Raw genomic sequence first — 20,347 nt, 5'->3', positions numbered from 1 at the left:
CAGATGAAAACGGAAGGAGGCTCTGCATGAGCCCACGTGACGAAGTACCCAACATACGCGGATTGGATGGCGAAGGGTCTGTTCAGGTCCATCAGGATGAAAATACGAAGATCGAGGGCGCCAAGGTGTTTTCGGTTTATGGCAAAGGCGGGATCGGGAAATCGACCACGTCGTCGAACCTGTCAGCGGCCTTTTCGATGCTGGGCAAGCGTGTGTTGCAGATTGGGTGTGATCCCAAACATGACAGTACGTTCACCTTGACCGGCACGCTGGTGCCGACGGTCATTGATATCCTGAAGGACGTTGATTTCCATTCAGAGGAATTGCGCCCCGAGGATTTCGTCTTTGACGGGTTCAATGGTGTGAAATGCGTTGAAGCAGGTGGCCCGCCTGCGGGCACTGGCTGTGGTGGCTATGTTGTTGGCCAGACGGTCAAATTGCTGAAACAGCATCACATGCTCGAAGAGACGGATGTCGTGATTTTTGACGTTTTGGGTGACGTTGTTTGTGGTGGCTTTGCCGCCCCTTTGCAGCATGCCGATCGCGCGCTGATCGTTACGGCCAACGACTTTGACAGCATCTACGCTATGAACCGGATTATTGCCGCGGTGCAGGCGAAATCGGCAAATTACAAAGTCCGGTTGGCGGGCTGTGTTGCGAACCGTAGCCGCGAAACGGACGAGGTCGACCGCTACTGCAAGACCGTCGGGTTTAACCGCATTGCCCACATGCCGGACCTTGATGCGATCCGGCGCAGCCGCCTGAAAAAGAAAACGTTGTTCGAGATGCCGGACGACGAGGAAATTGTGCTGGTCCGCAAGGAATACATCCGGCTGGCAGAGACGCTTTGGAATGGCACGGAACCTTTGGCGCCCGCACCGTTGCCGGATCGCGAGATTTTTGAACTGTTGGGTTTTGATTGATGGATTACACCGCCACACGTGACCGCGTTGAAGATTACTTCGACCGCTCTGCGACCAAGGTTTGGGAACGGTTGACGTCGGATGCGCCGGTGTCTGGCATTCGTGCGACGGTGCGTGCGGGCCGTGATCGTATGCGTCGATTGATGTTGGATCAGTTGCCGCAGGACCTGTCGGGGTGCCGTGTGTTGGACGCCGGATGCGGGACGGGCGCTGCAGCCGTCGAATTGGCGAACCGTGGTGCCGATGTTGTTGCGATTGATATTTCACCCGCGCTTGTGAAAATCGGCCAAGATCGTGCCCCACGCACGTTAAAGGGTACGATTGATTGGCGGTCCGGCGATATGTTTGATGCCGGGTTGGGTCATTTCGATCATGGGATCGCGATGGATTCGATGATCTACTACACCAGCCCAGATGTCGCCCGCCAGCTGGCCGCAATTGGCCCCCGTGTATCGGGTAAATTCGTCTTCACGTTGCCGCCGCGCACCCCGTTGTTGATGGCGATGTTCGGGGCTGGAAAGTTGTTTCCGCGTGCTGATCGGTCCCCACAAATGGTGCCGCAAAATGGTCGTGCTGTTGAAAAGGCGCTACGCCGGCAGGACACGCAAGGCCGTGTCACTGAAATCGAACGTATCAAATCAAGCTTCTACATCTCGACCGCATTGGTTTTCGAGGGAGGTGCTGCGTGATCTTTAAGGCCAAATCCCTGCAATCCTTGTCGACCCGCCTTTTGCCGTTTGGCGACGCGGTGTCTGAAGATTTGCCGCTTGGCCAGTTGCTACGTCTGTCATTGTTTCAGGTGTCCGTGGGGATGGCCGCTGTGATGCTTTTAGGCACGTTGAATCGTGTCATGATTGTTGAGCTCGGCATCGGCGCGATGCTGGTTGCCGCGATGATTGCTATTCCGGTTTTGGTGGCCCCGTTCCGTGCCTTGGTTGGGTTTAAATCCGACAATTATCGGTCTGCGATTGGTTGGAAACGCATTCCATACCTGTGGTTTGGGACGATGTGGCAGTTCGGTGGTTTGGCGATTATGCCGATGGCTTTGCTGGTTTTGTCAGGTGACCGGGCGATTGATATTTCGTGGGCGGGCTATGTTGGTGCCGCACTTGCATTCCTGCTGACGGGCATCGGGATGCACATGACGCAAACTGCGGGGCTAGCACTTGCCGCGGATCGCGCCACCGAGGACACCCGTCCAAAGGTCGTGGCCCTGTTATACGTGATGCATCTGATCGGGATGGCCTTCGCGGCGATTATTATTGGGGCTTTGTTGCGCGATTATAGTGCTTTACGCCTTGTGCAAGTGGTGCAGGGGACCGCTGTTGTCACCCTGCTGCTGAACCTCATTGCGTTGTGGAAACAGGAAAACGTAGCCCCGATGACGAAGGCTGAACGCGCCGCCGAAGGGCCAACGTTCAAAGCGGCTTGGTCCGACTTCGCAAGCGGTGGTGACGCGGGCCGTCTGTTGGCGGTCGTGTTTATCGGGACAATGGCCTTCAACATGCAGGACGTGCTGCTTGAACCTTATGGCGGCGAAATCCTTGGCCTTTCTGTATCGGCCACGACATTGCTGACGGCCACTTGGGCAGGTGGCGCTTTGTTAGGGTTCGGGACGGCCGCAAAGTGGTTGGCCCGTGCAATGGACCCCTACCGGATGTGTGGGCGCGGCATATTGGTTGGCATTGCCGCCTTTGCTGCCGTGATCTTTGCGGCACCGCTTGGGTCGTCTGTATTGTTCTACGTTGGATCCGCATTGATCGGATTTGGAAGCGGGTTGTTTGGCGTCGCCACGCTGACGGCCGCGATGACTATGAAAACCACTGGAACAGCCGGGCGGGGTCTTGCCCTTGGCGCGTGGGGGGCCGCACAGGCCACTGGCGCCGGGTTGTCGATATTTATCGGGGGCACATTGCGTGACCTCGTGAACCATGCCGCTGGAACCGGCATGTTGTCAGAGGCGCTCGCCACGCCAGCCACCGGCTATTCGGTCGTCTATCACACCGAAATTGGCCTTCTTTTCATCACGTTGATTGTTCTGGGACCGCTTGTGCGGGTCAAGGCGATTACACATGGGGCTCAGACAAGAACCGGTCTTGCTGAGTTCCCGACCTGACCACCGAAAGGACCACATCATGGTTGGTACAACATTCCTTGGTAATTTCGATCTGGCGAGCCTTGCGATTTGGGGTTTCTGGATCTTCTTCGCGGGCCTCGTTTATTATCTGCAAACCGAGAATATGCGCGAAGGGTATCCGTTGATTGATGATGACGGAACGCCGTCGTCTGGCCCGGGAATTTTTCCAACACCTGCCGATAAGACGTTTGCATTGCGTGATGGTCGCGGTGAATTGACGGTGCCGTCTGGGCAAAACCCAGAGCGTGCTGATTTGCCATTGGCCCAGTCGTCGGTGTCTGCGGGTTCCCCAATGGTCCCAACAGGTGATCCGATGGTTGACGGTGTTGGTCCAGCAAGCTGGGCTGCCCGCAGAGATCACCCAGAACTGGACGCTCACGGTCACGTCAAGATCAAGCCGATGACGTCATTGGCAGATTTCAAGGTGTCCGCTGGTCGCGATCCGCGGTGTTTGCCTGTGATGGGTGGTGATGGCGAAGTGATTGGCCGCATCGTGGATATGTGGATCGATGTGCCTGAACAGATGGTGCGTTACCTGACTGTTGATTTGAACCCGGAAGGGTCCGGTCAGCACAGGTTGATCCCGATGAACATGGCGCGGATCAAGCCGGATCACGTGATGGTCCAATCACTGCATGCCCACAATTGGGCGGGAATTCCGCAAGCGAAATCCGCTGAGCAGATCACCTTGCTTGAAGAAGAAAAGGTGATGGCTTGGTTCGGTGGTGGCGCGATGTACGCCAACCCAAAACAATAACGTATTTGGGGTCCGGTTCGCCGCCGGTCCCCTTGTGATCTAATCCACAGAGGGATGCTGTGATGACCCATGATGACTTTCAGTTCGAACCCGTAAGGGGCCTGCCTGAAGAATTGCCCGAAGATGAACATATCTTGTGGCAAGGTGCCCCCAACCCTCGTGCATTAGCCCGCGAAGCATGGGGTATCCGATGGGTCATGGGGTATTTCGTTTTGCTGGCTGTGTGGCGTATCGGGGTGTCATCCACCCAAGTTTCACTGACCCAATCGATGGCACACGGCATCCCCTTTGTGATTATCGGCGGGATTGCCTGCGCGATCATCTACGGCATTGCTTATTTGCAGGCGAAATCCACCGTATATACGCTCACCAACAAGCGGGTTGGCATGCGGATCGGGGCTGCGCTGACCATGACGTTGAACTTGCCCTATACATGGATCGGGACGGCCAAGCTTGACACAAAACCCGCGGGCACGGGCACGCTTGCCTTTGAACTGATCGGTGAAACACGGCTGTCGTACCTGATGACCTGGCCGCATGTCCGGCCATGGCACATCAACCGCACGCAACCGGCACTACGCTGTATTCCGCATGCCGCCAAAGTGGCCGAGATATTTGCAGAAGCTGCCGAAACACGGATCAGCCAGCCGCAAATCACGCGTGTCGAACCAAACAGCGGCGCAGCCGTTGCAGCGGAGTAAAGCAATGACCAGTCTAGACCACCCCAACCGGCGTCCCGAGAAAGAAATGGTGCCGCGCATTCTTGTTCAAGCCATGTTTGCTCTGATGGTCGGAAGCTGTGCGCTGGTCGGTTATGCCCAATGGGCTGACGTGCCGGACACGGGCGTGCTGATTGAAGCGCCTGTTGTGCAGGAACGCACTGTCACCTTGGTCGGCGACCGGACTGGAAAATATACGGTGCGCGACGATACCGGAGCAGTGATTGCAGCGTCATCGGACGACAAGGCCGGGTTCTTGGGCGTGATGGGCCGCGTGATTGAACGCGAACGCGCGCTGCAAGCCCTAGCAATAGACGCGCCGATCCAAGTTGTCCGCCGCACCAACGGGCATGTTGGGATCGTCGATCCGTCCACGGGAATGGTCATCGATCTTATCGGTTACGGCACCGACAACGTCGCGGCATTTGCGAATTTACTGAAGTGAACGAAACCACCACTTGCGACGGATTAGCCATCCTGCAGCAGCATATGTGAAAGGGAACACACAGATGGGACTACTTTTCAGAACACGCGAAACGGCACCTTGCACGGTGACGATCAGCCACCGGTTCGAAGAACTTTCCGCGCACGTCAAATTTAACAACGGCGCTGTCGTTCATCCGGGCGACACGGTGCAGGTTCAGGGGCCTGAAATCATGGCGGCCTTCGGCGAGCTGGTTGAAGAAGACCGTACTGCGGTGATCACGCGGGCGAGCCGTATCGAACAAATTTGGACACGTGCCACGGGTGATTTCGAATTTATGGAATTGTGCGAATTTTCCTTTAGCGAAGAGGTGATGTCATGAATATTCATTCATCCGAGGCCCTGACCGCCGAAGACGCCATCGCCGCGCAAGAGGCACTTCCGCCACTGACCAACGAAGAAGCGACGCAAGTGGCCATGTCCAATACGCTGCTGACGCCGCGGTTCTACACAACCGATTTTGCGGAAATGGATGCGATTGATGTCACGCCTGTTCGCGCGGATTGGGACTCCCTGATCGCCCAGATGAAATCAGATCCGAACCGGGGTCATTTCAAGAAAAACGAAGATTGGGACACCGTCGACTGGGACGGGATGGAACCAAAGCTGAAGGCCGAATTCATCGACTTCTTGATCTCAAGCTGTACCGCCGAATTTTCGGGCTGCGTGCTGTACAAGGAAATGAAGCGGCGCGGGTCGAACAAAGATATCACAGAGCTGTTTCAATTGATGGCCCGTGACGAGGCAAGACATGCCGGTTTCATCAACGATGCGCTGCGCGAGGCCGGCATTGCGGTGAACCTTGGCTTTTTGACGCAAGCGAAGAAGTACACCTACTTCCGACCAAAGTTCATCTATTACGCTACTTACCTGTCTGAAAAGATTGGATATGCGCGTTACATCACGATCTACCGACACCTCGAGAAGCATCCGGAAATGCGGTTCCACCCGATTTTCAAATGGTTCCGCGAATGGTGCAACGACGAATTTTCTCACGGGGAAGCGTTTGCCTTGCTGTTGAAAACGGACCCTGCGCTGACCGAAAGCCGCGTTAATAAACTGTGGATCAAGTTCTTCCTGACAGCCGTGTTTTCGACGATGTGGGTGCGTGACCACCAGCGGCCAGAATTCCATAAGGCGCTGGGCGTTGATCCCAAATGGTATGGCCAAGAAGTGTTCCGCAAAACATCGGACATTTCGCGTCAGGTCTTCCCGATGGTGCTCGATATCGATCACCCGCGTTGGGAAAAGCAGTTGAATAAGGTGCAGGACGCAAATGTGCAAATCGCAGCAGGCAAACGTGCGGGCGGCGTTGGCGGGTTTGTGACGCGGATGATCGGTTCTGCAAGAGCAGGGGCCGCATTCCTGTCGCTGCTGACGATCCCTGCGATTGCGAGTGATGTGCCTGAAAGCCCTGTGATGGCACCTGCCTATTGATGGGGTGGAGGGCCCGCCCTCCCACCCCTTTTCGGGGCTTTGCCCCGGACCCCAAGATATTTGAAACCAAAAGAAGATGATGACGCCCTGACATGACACAGCCTTGGATCGCAGCATTATTTGCCTTGTTCATCTGGTGGTTTTCCACCGGCGTGATCATGATGGCTGTGCGCCGCGCGGACCGCGTTGATGGCCATGTCGCCTTGGTCATAGCAGGCGTGCCGGTTTTAGTGATCGGCGTCGCGTTGGTGAGTGCATCTTTGCAGGCCCAAACCATTGTTGGCGTCTACCAAGGGTTCTTAGGTGCCCTTGCAATTTGGGGTTGGATCGAGCTTGCATTTTTGGCTGGCGTTCTGACCGGTCCACGCCGCGTTGGTGCGATGTCCGGTGAACTGGGGTGGCCGCGCTTTGTGAACGCTGTGTCGGCGCTGGCCTATCATGAGGTGTTATTGCTGGTCGCGGCGATTGGGCTGAGCGTTGTATCTGATGGTGCATTGAACCAGATCGCGATTGCGACGTTTTTGATCCTGTTTCTGGCCCGTGTTTGCGCCAAGCTGAACTTGTTTTTCGGGGTTCCCCGAATCAATTTGGAATTCATCCCAGCGCGCCTGACCCACCTGAAAACCTTTTTCAAACAGGGACCTGTGACGTTGGCATTTCCGATTGCAATCACCGTGCTGACCGCCGTTTTAGCAGTTTGTGCTGAACGGCTTTGGACCGCCCAAACCGATGTGTCCCAGATTGGTTTTGCTTTGCTGACCGCTTTGGCAGCGCTTGCCTTGCTTGAGCATTGGCTGATGGTGATCCCGCTGCCGGATGCAAAACTATGGCGCTGGATGCTGCCGGCCCCACGACAAGATGACTTTGGAAGAAAGACGGATAGACACCATGGACTTTGATACGCTTTTCAATGCCCAGCTGGACCAGCTGAAAGCCGACGGCAATTACCGCTATTTCGCGGAGCTGGAACGCCAATGTGGGAAGTTCCCCAAGGCTGCTAATCATGCCGAGGATGGCGTGCGTGATGTAACGGTCTGGTGTTCCAACGATTACCTCGGCATGGGCCAACATCCTAAGGTGATTGCTGCAATGTGTGAGGCTGTTGAACGCACAGGCACAGGCGCAGGCGGCACCCGCAATATCAGTGGTACCAACCATGATCACCTGTTGTTGGAACATGAACTGGCTGACCTACATGGCAAGGAAAGCGCGTTGCTGTTCACGTCCGGTTACGTGTCGAACTGGGCCGCGTTGTCGACGCTTGGGTCGCGTTTAGACGGATGTGTGATCCTGTCTGATGCTGGCAACCACGCGTCGATGATTGAAGGTATTCGCCATTCCCGCGCCCAGAAAGTCATCTGGAAACATAACGACGTGGCTGATCTGGAAGAAAATCTTGCCGCATTGCCTGCGAATTGCCCAAAGATTGTAGCGTTCGAAAGCGTCTACTCCATGGATGGCGATGTCGCACCCATCCGAGAGATTGTCGACGTTGCAGAAAAGTATGGTGCGATGACCTATCTGGACGAGGTCCACGCCGTAGGCATGTACGGTTCACGCGGCGGCGGTGTATCTGAACGCGACAAGATTGCAGATCGGATCACTCTGATCGAGGGCACGTTAGGCAAAGCGTTTGGTGTTGTTGGCGGTTACATCACAGGGTCGGCAGCCTTGTGTGATTTCATTCGTAGTTTCGCCAGTGGTTTCATTTTTACGACCGCTTTACCGCCTGCAGTTGCGGCTGCTGCACGCACGTCCATCGCACACTTAAAGGCGTCAAACGCTGAACGGGAAGGCCAGCGCCGCCAAGTCGCCAGATTGCGTCAGGCGCTGGACCGCGAAGGTATTCCGCATATGCAGAACGAAAGCCACATCGTGCCTGTGATGATCGGTGATCCTGTGAAAACCCGTATGCTGTCGGACTATCTGATGCGTGAATGGGATATATACGTGCAGCCGATCAACTACCCGACTGTCCCTAAAGGAACGGAACGTCTGCGCTTTACGCCATCGCCATTGCATACAGATGATGACATTGATCATTTGGTAAAGGCGCTGCGTGTATTGTGGAAACAATGTGCCCTCGCGCATGCGGTGGCTTAACGCCGATCACGGAGAATTTTACGACTAGGGACTGGACGCCTCAAGCGCAGGCGCTAACGTATAGAGTGACGCTGATGTATCAGATACATGTGGCGACAGAATTAGATCGAGAGGAAGACGATCATGAAGACATTTAACATCGCAGCGGCGATCACGATGCTTGCCGCACCTGCATTTGCCGACGGTCATGCTGCATCCGGTGATGCGGCCGCGGGCGAAGAACAGTTCAACCGCCAGTGCGTATCCTGCCACGTGGTAGCAGATGCCGACGGCAACGTTTTAGCCGGTCGTGCCGCCAAAACGGGCCCTAACCTGTACGGTGTTGCGGGTCGCGTCCCCGGCACAGTTGACGGGTTCCGCTATGGCAACTCTATCGTTGAACTTGGCGAATCGACTGGTCTTGGTTGGACCGAAGAAAGCTTTGTCGCTTACGTCATGGACCCAACGGGTTACCTGCGTGAAGCGCTCGACAACAACCGTGCGCGTGGGAAAATGTCCTACAAAGTACGTGACGAAACGCAGGCTGTTGATATGTACGCATATCTCGCGACATTCGCCGAATAGGCCACTTTCGAATGATTTTTGCAAAGGCCGTTAGGGGAAACCTTGGCGGCCTTATGCATTTATGACTGAAGCGCGGACAGAATGATGTCGGCGATTTGGTCCGCATCTTCTTCGTGGGCAAGATGGCCAAGATTTGGCAATTTCAAAACTCGCGCGTTTGGCATATGCGCGGCTGCTTCCGCGCTAGTTTGCGGGGGGACCGCTTTGTCATTTGCGCATGCGATGAGGGTGGTTTTCACATCAATTTGCGGGAGGCGAGCAAGCAGCGGATCAAGCGACCACTGCGCCACCATCGACAAAGTTGCGCCCACATGACCCGTGTCTTGGACTAACCGCAGATAAAACGCCTCTCCCTCGGGGCCGATGTTTGATCCGGTTCCTTTGATTAATTTGTGTACGGATGCCGCCGTCGTGGTCGCGCAAAAAACGCTTGCCGTAAAAGGCGTCGCGGCTAGAAACTTGGCCATCGCCGGAAAAAGCCATCCCGCCACGCCTTTAAAATTTCCAAGTGCTGCGTTGATGCCGACAACGCCATGCGGCGGCCTGATCCCAAGATCACAAAGCCGTAGCGCAATCGCAGCACCCGCAGAATGGCCAATTATAAGGTCAGGTTTCGCGTCGATCTGATGCAGTAGCCGCAATAGGTCATCGGCCATCGTGTCCAGTCCGCATCGTCCCTGTCCACCCAGTTGCGTGAAACCCTGACCGGGCAGATCGATCGCCAACACTGTGTTGGTGGTCGCAAGAATAGGAAACAAGTGCCGGAAACTTTGCGTGGCTCCACCAGCGCCGTGGATCAAAAGAATAAGTGGCCCGCTTCCAGCTGTCTGCACATGCCAGCGATGAGGTTTGCACAGAATATGCTGGGAAAATTCGCGCATGGGCCAGTTGGACGCATCGCGTGGCCAGCGCACGTCAGACGTCCAACGCGGCGCTAACAGCACCGGACAGGCGGTGTGCATCGGCGCGCGGTAGCGGTAAGTAGGCCGCACCAAGTGTTGAAGCGAGGTGTTTCAGCATGGCTTCGGGCCGGTTGCCTGTATCAATGACCAGACTTTCGACACCGTGAGACCGCACAGCAATTGCCATGTCTTGCGCATCTTGGGCCGCTTGTTGTCTGTTTGTTGTGCCATCAAGAGCAATATTTGCGCGGCCATCCGTCAACATAACCACAGTTGGGGTCAAGCCTTTCTGCTTGGCATGCAGCGCTTGCATCAAGCTTTCCTGCAAACCTGCCGCAAGCGGTGTGCCGCCCCCACCGGGTAGGGCCGCCAGTCTGCGCTTTGTTTGCACAAGCGATCGTGTTGGCGGCAACAACAGTTCTGCGGTCGTTCCGCGAAACGCGATCAAACTGACGTGGTCGCGACGCGCGTAGGCCTGCGACAGCAGCAATTCGATTGCGCCTTTTGCTTCTGCCAGCCGTGCGATAGCCGCGGATCCGGATGCGTCGACGGCAAAGATCAACAAGCGGTCACTGCGGTTTTCATAGCGTTTGACGTGAATGTCTGACTGACGAATGTGCAGACGGTCACGCCCTGTCATTTGCCGCCTGATCGTCTGCCAAGGTGCAGCGCTGCGCAATGTGCCGATGAGGTCGATTCGTGCGCCGTCCGACAACCGCCCCTGACGTGCAGGTAACGGTCTACCGCGGCGGTTACTTTTTCGTGCGGCGCCACTCCCGTTGCCTTGTCCGGCTAGCGCTTTTTGTGCGGCGATCCGATCCAGTAAATCGTCGGGCAACATGGCCCGAATTGCGTCCAGCACCAGATCGTCGGGAATTTCCGTTGGCGTTTGTTGTCTCTCTGCCGATTGTTCTGGTGCGGGGGAATCGTCTGTTTCTTGCGGGAACTGTGTCGCGCGGTGAACGAGCGTCAACTGAGCGGCGGTTTCCAGGTCACCAGTCGCACGTAGCGCCTTTAGCGCAAATGCAGGCGCACGCAGCGACGCGACCCCCAACTGATTTGCAATCGCGATGATCTGGTGCAGGTCGTCGTCGGACGTTTTTGTCTGGTTCAGCGTATAAGAAACGCTAGAAACATCACCGATGCCCACCTCTGTGAGATCAATATTGAACGCGAGCCGTTCTAGTAGGTTCGCAGGGGCCGTTTCGTCAGGTGTCGCGCCTTCGTCCAATACAATCAGCCGCTTGGTTGGGTCTTGATCCAATACGCATCCAAGACGCGCCGCAAGTCCGACGGTACACCGTTCCCCCATCGCAAGAACGAAGGTATTGCCCGCCGTCAAAAGGCCCGGTTTTTCGACCAATGATCCAGACGCCAGCGTCGTGGTCAGATCAATCCCGCCAAGCAAAACATCATCCGACATCAGCGGGTGTAAACGGGTCACGCTGCCAAAATGTTCATTCACAGCGGTCATGAAAGCATCACGGACAGGACTTGACCGCGCACGCACAACCATGCCGTCAAGTCCCGAATTTTGCGCCAACACATGCAGCGCAAGCATCGCATTTTGCCATATTTCGCTACCCAAGGACATCGGCCACAACACGACCAACACGGGCACCTGACCCTGCTTCGTCCAGTGGATCGCGGCGCAGGCGGTGGCGCAACGCCATGCCTGCCACATCGCGCACATGCGCACGCGTCAGAGCGGTATCATCACGCCACGCCGCATAAGCACGCGCCGCTTTCAGTAAGGTTAATTCGCCGCGCAAACCGTCTGATCCCATCTTGAGGCAGAGTTCCGCGACATCGCGCAGCGTCGCATCGGGTGTTTTGAGGTCTTTCAATGCTTTGCGTGCAGTCAGAATGCGGTCGCGAATGGCGGCATCTTCAGCCTGCCACCGGATCATAAAGGCTGCGTTGTCATTTTCATAAGCGTCGCGTCGTTTGATCACGTCGATCCGCGTCTCGATGTCTTTTGGACTGGCGACTTCGACAGATAATCCAAATCGGTCAAGCAGTTGGGGCCGCAGTTCGCCCTCTTCAGGGTTGCCAGACCCCACGAGCACAAAACGGGCAGGGTGCCGGATCGAAAGCCCTTCCCGCTCCACAACGTTTTCACCGGATTGCGCGACATCAAGTAGTAGATCAACGATGTGATCTTCGAGCAGGTTCACCTCGTCGATATAAAGATATCCCCGATTTGCCCGCGCCAACAGGCCGGGTTGGAACGCTTTCTCGCCTTGTGACAAAGCCTTTTCAATATCTAGCGCGCCCGTCACGCGATCCTCTGTCGCGCCAAGCGGTAGGTCTACGACGGGGGTCGGAACTTCGTGTGTGGCTTTGGTTTTGAGGTTGGCCCAATCCGGAACCTCGCCCGCCTTTGCGCTGTTCACGGGGCATCCTTCGATAGCCGAAATGGGCGGTAAAAGGGCGGCCAATGCGCGCACAGCGGTGGATTTGCCAGTACCACGATCACCAAACACCAAGACACCACCAATTGACGGATCAATCGCTGTGAGGATCATCGAGCGTTTCATTTCTTCTTGGCCGACGATAGCAGAAAACGGGAAAGGCTGTGTCATGCGGGATCCAGTTCTGATCTGGTGAGGTTTGCAAGCGGCGACGTGCCGCCCCACGTGCCGATGTCGGATTGAACGACGAAGCGGGCGTAAAGTTCTTCTTTGAACCAGCCTTCTTGGCGTACCGCCTTGATCGCTTGGGCGTGGGGTCCGGTGCGGGCGAATGCGTCCAACGCGGCCTGCGATGGCCAAATGGAAAAAGTGACTTGATGCAGCATCGGGACCTCGCCAATCCCAATTTTGAACGCGACATTGCGGTCGGTCCCGATCGTCGCTGAAATATCCGGTACGCGCGCCCAAAAGCGTGACAAAATGCCGGGCTTTATCGTGGCTCGCGTCAGCGCCGCGAGAGGGCCGCTGTTGATCTGCTGTGGCAAAAACGGCCTTTCACCAGACCAATCCCCACGTACTGACGTGGGGGTCAAAAATACGGTCCAGTTCTCTACGGATTCGGCGCGGTAGCGTTGATAGATGGAGGTCGCGGCTACCCTCTCATGTGCAGTTTGCGCGTCCGGCCACGTGGCGAGGATTGCGAAGACATCCGGGGCGATGCGCGGCGTGAACCCTTCGCCCTTGCCGGACCCGCATAGTTTCCAAAATCCGATATCGGGAATGCGGGCCATAGGTCTGCGCGCAAAGCCCATCATAGCAAATGCCCACATCCGTGCGATGGGGCCTGCGAACCTGAAGAAAGAAAGAGTGACCGTTTGCGGCATGAAGATTCCTATTGTGTAAACTTACCCTGACATATGAATCTGCTTTTGCAAAGGTTGCATACGCATGGCTTGTACTTGCCAGTTCGAATTTCCCAACTTAGTGTAAATCTATGTTGACACATTTCACTTCACCCTCTGATTCCAATTCAGCACTTGTTGTGGGCGCAGGCTTGGGCGGTTTGGCGGCGGCCATGCGTCTTGGTGCGAAAGGTTATGCCGTTACAGTGTTGGATAAGCTTGATCGCGTGGGTGGCCGCGGATCATCCGTGATGCAAAGCGGACATCGTTTTGATCTTGGCCCGACGATTGTCACCGTCCCGCAGGTGTTCGAGACATTATGGGCAGATTGCGGTCGTGATTTTCGCAAGGACGTTGATTTGAAGCCGCTTGATCCGTTCTACGAGATACGCTGGCCGGACGGATCGAAATTTACCGCATGCGGAGACACCGATCGTATGGTCGCTGAGGTGGGTCGTTTGTCGCCGCGCGATGTGAAAGGCTACAAGCGTTTTCTCAAGGACAGCCAGCGCCGCTATGTTGTGGGCTTCGAAGGCATGGTCGCTGAGCCGATGCACAAGGCATGGTCCACAATTAAAGTGCTGCCAGAGTTCGCGAAACTGCGCGCGGATCGCTCTATCCTCGGTCTTGCAAAGGCCCGTGTGAAAGACCCGCGTTTGCAAATGGCGTTGTCGTTTCACCCGCTGTTTATTGGCGGTGACCCGATGAATGTGACGTCGATCTACGCTTTGGTCAGCCATCTCGAGAAGGAATATGGCGTCCATTACGCTGTCGGCGGCGTGCAGGCGATTGCCGACGCCATGGCGTCCGTGATCCGATCGCAAGGCGGCGTCATTCGGCTGGGTGAACAGATCGATGAAATCGTCGTCGAAGATGGTGCCGCTAAAGGCGTGCGCACAACCAATGGCGAAGCACTAGCCGCGCCTTTGGTCGTCAGTAACGCCGACGCGGGCCATACTTACAAAGAGATGTTGAAGAAACCAAAGAGGTGGATAGGTGCAAAGCTGGACCGCAAACGGTGGTCCATGGGATTGTTCGTCTGGTATTTCGGCACAAAAGGTACCGCTGATAAATGGGAAGACGTGGGTCATCACACGATCATGTCCGGTCCGCGCTACGAAGGGCTTTTGCGCGACGTTTTTATCAAAGGCAAACTTGCAGACGACATGTCGCTTTATGTGCATCGTCCTGCGGTGACTGATCCTACGGTCGCCCCGAAGGGTGATGATACCTTTTACGCGCTATCACCGGTGCCACATCTGGGCCATGCAAACCCCGTTGATTGGGGTAAGGAACGCGATCTTTATAAGGCTAAGGTCGCTGATGTTCTGGATGGTTTAATCCCCGGTTTCAGGGACCATCTGACGACCGAATTGATTTACACACCCGAAGATTTTCGTGACCGGTATCTGTCGCCGCATGGCGCGGGTTTCTCGCTTGAACCTCGTATTTTGCAATCGGCCTATTTCCGTCCGCACAATGTGAGCGAAGAAGCGAAAGGTCTGTATTTGGTAGGCGCGGGGACCCATCCGGGTGCCGGCCTGCCCGGTGTGGTATCAAGCGCAGAAGTGCTGGGCAAATTAGTGCCAGATGCGCCCGTACAGCGTGACATAAGGATGGCTGCGGAATGATTGATCCGGCTGATCTAGACCATTGCCGCGAGACCATCCGCACAGGATCGCTAAGCTTTCACGCGGCGTCCAAGATATTGCCGGCGTCTGTGCGTGATCCGGCTTTGGCGCTGTATGCGTTTTGCCGCTTAGCAGATGACGAAGTAGACGAAGGCACGTGTAAAACATCCGCCGTTTTACGCCTGCAGGATCGGCTTGATCTGGCCTATGCTGGTCGACCGCGCAATGCACCGGAAGACCGCGCTTTCGCTGCGATTGTCGCGGAATTTGAAATGCCGCGCGCGCTGCCCGAAGCTTTGCTTGAAGGGCTTGCTTGGGACGCGGATGAACGACGCTACAAGGACCTGTCAGGCGTGCGTGATTATTCGGCTCGCGTGGCAAGTGCTGTCGGTGCCATGATGTGCGTCTTGATGCGGGTGCGCAACCCTGATGCGCTTGCGCGAGCTTGTGATCTGGGTGTTGCGATGCAACTGACCAATATTGCTCGCGACGTCGGCGAAGACGCTCGAATGGGACGGATATACCTGCCGATGGATTGGCTGGCAGAAGCGGGGATTGATCCGTTCAATTTCACCCGCGACCCACTGCCGACCGATGCCGTGCGGATGATGGTGAAACGCCTATTGGCCGAGGCGCAGCGGCTCTATCTGCGATCTGAAGCAGGGATCAACGCGCTGCCTTTCAAAGCGCGTACCGGAATTTGGGCAGCGCGTTTGATTTATGCGGGCATCGGTACGCAAATTCGCCACCAAGGGTACGATACGATTTCGATGCGGGCGCACACGAGCAAGGTGCAAAAACTAGGGAGGTTACTGCAAGCTGGCACGCAAACGTCGGTGTCGACGTTTATGCCCAAATCAGCGGTGATCTATGCAAAGCCGCTCAATGAAGTCCAGTTCTTGGTCGATGCGGCGTCGCATCGCGTGCCTGATCAGCGCAGATCGTTGGCCGTGTTGGATATTCTTGCGGACCTGAAAGCGCGTGACCAAGAAGCCAGTGGAACCAATCGCCAAAAGGCATAGTTATGCAGGTACGACCCGTAACAAAGGGCTGATCCATGGACTTCGTTTACTTCGTCATTTTCCTCCTCGCGACATTCGGGGCCGCCGCCACAGGTGCGCTGTTTCCAACTGGGGAATGGTACAAGCAACTGAACAAACCAACCTGGGTGCCGCCCAACTGGGTATTTCCCGCCGCATGGACGTCGATTTATCTGTTGATCGCTTTTGCGGGCGCACGCGTTGCTGGCATCGAAGGATCGCAAATTGCGCCTGCCTTTTGGGCCCTGCAGATCGCGTTCAATACACTGTGGACGCCCGTGTTCTTTGGGTTGCGCGCGTTGAAGAAATCCTTGCCGATCATGGCTGCGCTTTGGTTGGCGGTATTGGGCTGCTTGATCACCCACTTTCAAGTCGATTTTTGGGCAGGCATGGCCTTTGTGCCCTACATGGTTTGGGTGACAATTGCGGCGGCACTGAACCTGAAAATGGTTCAGCTGAACCCTGACCAAAAACCGTTGGACATTGCGAAGCTCTAGACCTCTTGCGCCTTCCTCAAAACGGTGAAACCATTGGGGATGGAACAACACATTAAATCTTGGGCTGAAACCGCCCCCCGTTTGGTTGCAGTCGCCGCTGGTCGCGAACATGCCGATCTGGTGATCCAAGGCGGTCGCCTTGTAAACGTACAATCCCGCGAAATTCTGGACGGCTGGCAGGTCGCCATCGTCGAAGGCCGCTTTGCCTATGTCGGCCCTGATGCGTCGCATTGCATCGGCCCTAATACAGACGTTTTGGACGCCGCCGGACGTTACCTGATTCCCGGTCTCTGCGACGGTCACATGCATATCGAATCCGGTATGCTGACGCCCGCTGAATTTGCCGCAGCCGTGATCCCGCATGGGACGACAACGATGTTCACCGATCCGCACGAGATCGCGAACGTCTTGGGGCTGGAAGGCGTGCGGATGATGCATGACGAAGCGCTGATGCAGCCCGTGAACATCTATACGCAGATGCCGTCCTGCGCCCCGTCCGCCCCCGGTCTGGAAACAACAGGTTTTGAGATTTCCGCGGATGATGTGGCTGAAGCGATGGCTTGGCCGGGTATCATCGGACTTGGGGAGATGATGAATTTCCCGGGTGTGATCAACGGCGATCCGCAGATGCTGGCTGAAATGGCCGCGACAATGAACGCGGGCAAGACTGTGGGTGGCCATTACGCATCACCTGACAAGGGCATCCCGTTTAGCGCCTATGTCGCGGGCGGTGCCGCCGATGACCATGAAGGAACCGCCGAAGTAGATGCGATTGCCCGTGTCCGGCTTGGGATGAAGTCGATGATGCGGCTTGGCTCTGCGTGGTATGACGTCGAAAGCCAGATTACTGCTGTGACGGAAAAGGGGCTTGATCCACGCAACTTCATTCTGTGTACGGATGATTGCATGGCCGGAACCTTGGTCAACGACGGCCACATGAACCGCGTTGTGCGTCATGCGATTGATTGCGGGTGTGATCCTGTGATTGCGCTGCAAATGGCGACGATCAACACGGCGACACACTTTGGCTTGGAACGTGAACTCGGGTCGATTGCACCGGGTCGCAGGGCCGATGTCATTCTGACGTCTGATTTAAAGACACTGCCGATTGATGTGGTTTACGCACGCGGGGTGAAGGTGGCAGAGGCAGGCAAAATCACCGTCGATTGCCCGCATTACGCGTGGCCTGAAAAGGCGCGCCAGACGGTGCATATGGGCAAGACGCTTGCCGCCGCTGATTTTGAGATCGCAGCGCCTGCGGGCAAAAACACCGTGACCGCCAAGGTCATCGGCGTCGTCGAGAACCAAGCGCCAACAGAGGCCCTGACCGCGGACTTGCCCGTAGTAGAGGGTGTGGTGCAGGGTGAAGGTAAGACATGCCAAATTGCGCTTGTCGAACGGCATCGCGCGACCGGTGATGTGGTCAATGGCTTTGTGTCCGGCTTTGGCTACACAGGCGACATGGCAATCGGGTCGACCGTGGCCCACGATAGCCATCACATGATTGTGGTCGGCACAGACCGCGCTTGCATGGCGCAGGCGGCGAACCGTCTGGGTGAAGTTGGCGGCGGCGTAACTATCTGGAAAGACGGCAAGGAAATAGCATTGATCGAATTGCCTATCGCCGGATTGATGTCAGACAGACCCGCAGCGGAAGTGGCTGCAAACGCCGATCAGATGGTCGCGGCGATGGCCGCATGTGGATGTACGCTGAACAATGCCTATATGCAGCATTCGCTTCTCGCGCTGGTGGTCATCCCCGCGTTACGCATTTCTGATTTGGGTTTGGTCGATGTGACCAAATTCGAAATGACGTCGCTGTTTGAAGATGAAAACGAAAAATAAATAAGAATAAGTGAAGATAATCGTATGATGAATGAAAATACACGCACCTTGCTGACACCCGATGTGCCAGCCCCTGAAAGCTTTACCGATCCGGCAGCAGCCGTCGCCCGCTTGAATGAAATCTATCAAACCGCAACGCAGTTCCTGTGTGGGCATTTTGCGGAAGCGGTGTCGGGCAAAACGCCAGCGCATAAATATCGCGCGTTTTACCCTGAAATCCGCCTGACGACGACAAGCTATACAAAGGCGGACAGCCGTCTGTCTTTTGGCCACGTCGCAGAACCTGGTGAATATAGCACCACGGTGACCCGTCCCGATCTGTTTCAACATTATCTTGAGCAACAGATCGGTCTGCTGATTGAAAACCACGGTGTGTCTGTTGTGATCGGTTGTTCTGACACGGAAATGCCGGTGCATTTTGCGGTGGCGAACGATGCCACTATGACTGTTCCGCAAGAAGGGTCTATGGATTTCGCATTGCGCGACGTATTCGATGTGCCAGATCTCAGCACCACACACGATAACATCGTGAACGGGGCAGGGTTCCAGTACCCAGACGGGTCCGCACCATTGGCGCCATTCACAGCACAGCGCGTGGATTATTCGCTGGCGCGTTTGCAGCATTATACCGCCACTGCCGCAGAGCATTTCCAGAACCACATTCTGTTCACGAACTACCAGTTCTATGTCGAGGAATTCGAAGGTTACGCGCGTCAAATGTTGGCTGATCCTGACAGCGGCTACACAAGTTTTGTCAGCACAGGGAACGTGGAAATCTCTGATGCAGACGCACCGCTAAACACGCCCGCGAAACTGCCACAGATGCCGACCTATCACTTGAAACGCAAAGGCGGCGGCGGGATTACCTTGGTTAACATCGGTGTTGGCCCATCCAATGCGAAAACAGCGACTGACCATATCGCGGTGTTGCGCCCCCACGCGTGGTTGATGGTGGGGCACTGCGCTGGCCTGCGTAATTCGCAAAGCCTAGGTGATTTTGTGCTGGCCCATGCGTACCTGCGTGAGGATCACGTTTTGGACGATGATCTGCCGGTTTGGGTGCCGATCCCTGCGTTGGCCGAAATTCAGATTGCGTTGGAAACAGCCGTGGCCGACGTGACCAAGCTGAAAGGCTATGAGCTGAAGAAAATCATGCGGACCGGTACCGTTGCCACGATCGACAACCGGAACTGGGAATTGCGCGAACAAGCGGGCCCCGTACAGCGGCTGTCGCAGTCACGAGCGATTGCGCTAGATATGGAAAGCGCGACAATCGCGGCGAACGGTTTTCGCTTCAGGGTGCCGTATGGTACGCTCTTGTGTGTCTCGGATAAGCCGCTACATGGGGAACTGAAGTTGCCCGGAATGGCGTCAGATTTCTATAAAACACAGGTGGCTCGTCACCTGATGATCGGAATCAGGGCGATGGAAGGCTTGCGTGATATGCCGTTAGAACGCATTCACAGTCGTAAATTACGCAGCTTTGAGGAAACAGCGTTCCTCTAAAGGCGCAAAACCCGTAAAAAACAGTGGAAAACGCGTTATTTTCCTTGCGCAGGACACACAAATTGTAGTGGATAGCCACCATATACCGTTCGCTCAGACGGTAGGGGACCCTATGGGTTGTTAAAGTATAAAACGAGGGAGACTGAACCATGGCCACTAAGCCTATGACAAAAGCGCAGCTGGTAGCTGCACTCGCCGAAGAAACCGGCTTGGACAAAAAAGGCGCGACAGGCGCGCTTGATGGGATCGTTTCCATCATCACGAAAGAAGTATCCGGCGGCGGCGCTGTGACACTTCCTGGCGTTGGCAAAATCTATTGCCGTGAACGTCCAGAGCGTATGGTTCGCAACCCAGCCACTGGTGAGCAGATCAAGAAAGACGCAGACAAGGTTGTCAAAATGACAATCGCGAAAGCGCTGAAAGATTCCGTAAACGACTAAGTCGTTGCGCATCTTGCAAGATTGGGAAAGGGTCGCCGAAATGGCG

General features: G+C 55.8%; 21 protein-coding genes. 17 read left to right on the top strand and 4 right to left on the bottom strand.

What is annotated here, in order from left to right; translation table 11 throughout:
- Positions 1 to 26: 26 nt before the first annotated feature.
- The 11 genes from bchL (at position 27) to MWU61_RS08840 (ending at position 9,124) form a co-directional block, all read left to right on the top strand.
- On the top strand, positions 27 to 923 hold the full coding sequence (gene bchL, locus MWU61_RS08890; protein ID WP_247127955.1) for a ferredoxin:protochlorophyllide reductase (ATP-dependent) iron-sulfur ATP-binding protein: 897 nt from the start codon (positions 27 to 29) through the stop codon (positions 921 to 923).
- Positions 923 to 1,612 carry a magnesium protoporphyrin IX methyltransferase gene (gene bchM, locus MWU61_RS08885; RefSeq protein ID WP_247127954.1) on the top strand — a complete coding sequence of 230 codons (690 nt, stop codon included), beginning with the start codon at positions 923 to 925 and terminating at the stop codon, positions 1,610 to 1,612. Before bchL ends, bchM begins: the two co-directional genes overlap by 1 nt.
- Positions 1,609 to 3,039, top strand: coding sequence for a PucC family protein (locus MWU61_RS08880; RefSeq protein ID WP_247127953.1), 1,431 nt, complete (start codon positions 1,609 to 1,611; stop codon positions 3,037 to 3,039). The genes bchM and MWU61_RS08880 overlap by 4 nt, the downstream gene beginning before the upstream one ends.
- A 19-nt stretch (positions 3,040 to 3,058) precedes the next feature.
- Complete coding sequence (gene puhA / locus MWU61_RS08875; RefSeq protein WP_247127952.1) at positions 3,059 to 3,817, top strand: photosynthetic reaction center subunit H; 759 nt, start codon at positions 3,059 to 3,061, stop codon at positions 3,815 to 3,817.
- A gap of 62 nt (positions 3,818 to 3,879) precedes the next feature.
- Positions 3,880 to 4,518 carry a photosynthetic complex putative assembly protein PuhB gene (gene puhB, locus MWU61_RS08870; RefSeq protein WP_247127951.1) on the top strand — a complete coding sequence of 213 codons (639 nt, stop codon included), beginning with the start codon at positions 3,880 to 3,882 and terminating at the stop codon, positions 4,516 to 4,518.
- Between the two features lie 4 nt (positions 4,519 to 4,522).
- Positions 4,523 to 4,981: a photosynthetic complex assembly protein PuhC gene (gene puhC / locus MWU61_RS08865; protein WP_247127950.1), complete on the top strand. Its 459-nt coding sequence runs from the start codon at positions 4,523 to 4,525 to the stop codon at positions 4,979 to 4,981.
- 64 nt (positions 4,982 to 5,045) lie between these two features.
- A complete protein-coding gene (locus tag MWU61_RS08860) occupies positions 5,046 to 5,342 on the top strand; it encodes a hypothetical protein (protein WP_247127949.1) in 297 nt (98 codons plus the stop codon).
- Positions 5,339 to 6,457, top strand: coding sequence for a magnesium-protoporphyrin IX monomethyl ester (oxidative) cyclase (acsF, locus tag MWU61_RS08855; protein WP_247127948.1), 1,119 nt, complete (start codon positions 5,339 to 5,341; stop codon positions 6,455 to 6,457). Before MWU61_RS08860 ends, acsF begins: the two co-directional genes overlap by 4 nt.
- 92 nt (positions 6,458 to 6,549) lie before the next feature.
- Positions 6,550 to 7,356, top strand: coding sequence for a putative photosynthetic complex assembly protein PuhE (gene puhE, locus MWU61_RS08850; RefSeq protein ID WP_247127947.1), 807 nt, complete (start codon positions 6,550 to 6,552; stop codon positions 7,354 to 7,356).
- Positions 7,346 to 8,560, top strand: a complete 1,215-nt coding sequence (gene hemA / locus MWU61_RS08845) for a 5-aminolevulinate synthase (RefSeq protein ID WP_247127946.1) — start codon at positions 7,346 to 7,348, stop codon at positions 8,558 to 8,560. Before puhE ends, hemA begins: the two co-directional genes overlap by 11 nt.
- A 123-nt stretch (positions 8,561 to 8,683) precedes the next feature.
- On the top strand, positions 8,684 to 9,124 hold the full coding sequence (locus MWU61_RS08840; RefSeq protein WP_247127945.1) for a c-type cytochrome: 441 nt from the start codon (positions 8,684 to 8,686) through the stop codon (positions 9,122 to 9,124).
- A 59-nt stretch (positions 9,125 to 9,183) separates the two neighbouring features.
- Here MWU61_RS08840 and bchO read toward each other — a convergent pair whose 3' ends face one another.
- Genes bchO through crtA form a run of 4 tightly spaced genes read right to left on the bottom strand, consistent with a single transcriptional unit; the run spans position 9,184 to position 13,324 of the window.
- Positions 9,184 to 10,038 carry an alpha/beta fold hydrolase BchO gene (gene bchO, locus MWU61_RS08835; protein WP_247127944.1) on the bottom strand — a complete coding sequence of 285 codons (855 nt, stop codon included), beginning with the start codon at positions 10,036 to 10,038 and terminating at the stop codon, positions 9,184 to 9,186.
- Position 10,039: 1 nt separating this feature from the next.
- A complete protein-coding gene (locus tag MWU61_RS08830; protein WP_247127943.1) occupies positions 10,040 to 11,587 on the bottom strand; it encodes a magnesium chelatase subunit D in 1,548 nt (515 codons plus the stop codon).
- A gap of 19 nt (positions 11,588 to 11,606) precedes the next feature.
- Positions 11,607 to 12,611: a magnesium chelatase ATPase subunit I gene (bchI, locus tag MWU61_RS08825; protein ID WP_247127942.1), complete on the bottom strand. Its 1,005-nt coding sequence runs from the start codon at positions 12,609 to 12,611 to the stop codon at positions 11,607 to 11,609.
- Entirely contained in the window at positions 12,608 to 13,324 is a 717-nt protein-coding gene (gene crtA, locus MWU61_RS08820) for a spheroidene monooxygenase (protein WP_247127941.1), read from the bottom strand. Before crtA ends, bchI begins: the two co-directional genes overlap by 4 nt.
- Positions 13,325 to 13,434: 110 nt before the next feature.
- Here crtA and MWU61_RS08815 point away from each other — a divergent pair, with 110 nt between their 5' ends.
- The 6 genes from MWU61_RS08815 to MWU61_RS08790 all read left to right on the top strand — a co-directional run bounded on the left by MWU61_RS08815 (position 13,435) and on the right by MWU61_RS08790 (position 20,301).
- The gene (locus tag MWU61_RS08815) at positions 13,435 to 14,973 is read left to right on the top strand and encodes a phytoene desaturase (RefSeq protein WP_247127940.1); all 1,539 of its coding nucleotides are present in this window, start codon (positions 13,435 to 13,437) and stop codon (positions 14,971 to 14,973) included.
- On the top strand, positions 14,970 to 15,995 hold the full coding sequence (crtB, locus tag MWU61_RS08810; protein WP_247127939.1) for a 15-cis-phytoene synthase: 1,026 nt from the start codon (positions 14,970 to 14,972) through the stop codon (positions 15,993 to 15,995). Before MWU61_RS08815 ends, crtB begins: the two co-directional genes overlap by 4 nt.
- Before the next feature lie 35 nt (positions 15,996 to 16,030).
- Positions 16,031 to 16,510: a TspO/MBR family protein gene (locus MWU61_RS08805; RefSeq protein ID WP_247127938.1), complete on the top strand. Its 480-nt coding sequence runs from the start codon at positions 16,031 to 16,033 to the stop codon at positions 16,508 to 16,510.
- A gap of 39 nt (positions 16,511 to 16,549) precedes the next feature.
- Positions 16,550 to 18,355: an adenine deaminase gene (locus tag MWU61_RS08800; protein ID WP_247127937.1), complete on the top strand. Its 1,806-nt coding sequence runs from the start codon at positions 16,550 to 16,552 to the stop codon at positions 18,353 to 18,355.
- 27 nt (positions 18,356 to 18,382) lie between these two features.
- The gene (locus tag MWU61_RS08795; RefSeq protein WP_247128131.1) at positions 18,383 to 19,861 is read left to right on the top strand and encodes an AMP nucleosidase; all 1,479 of its coding nucleotides are present in this window, start codon (positions 18,383 to 18,385) and stop codon (positions 19,859 to 19,861) included.
- A gap of 149 nt (positions 19,862 to 20,010) precedes the next feature.
- Positions 20,011 to 20,301, top strand: a complete 291-nt coding sequence (locus tag MWU61_RS08790; protein ID WP_247127936.1) for an HU family DNA-binding protein — start codon at positions 20,011 to 20,013, stop codon at positions 20,299 to 20,301.
- Positions 20,302 to 20,347 lie beyond the last annotated feature (46 nt).

It is taken from the genome of Loktanella sp. F6476L, from assembly GCF_023015725.1.
Lineage (GTDB): Bacteria > Pseudomonadota > Alphaproteobacteria > Rhodobacterales > Rhodobacteraceae > Yoonia.
The sequence above is the reverse complement of the archived record's forward strand: the minus strand, read 5'-3'. Positions and strand labels throughout refer to the sequence as shown.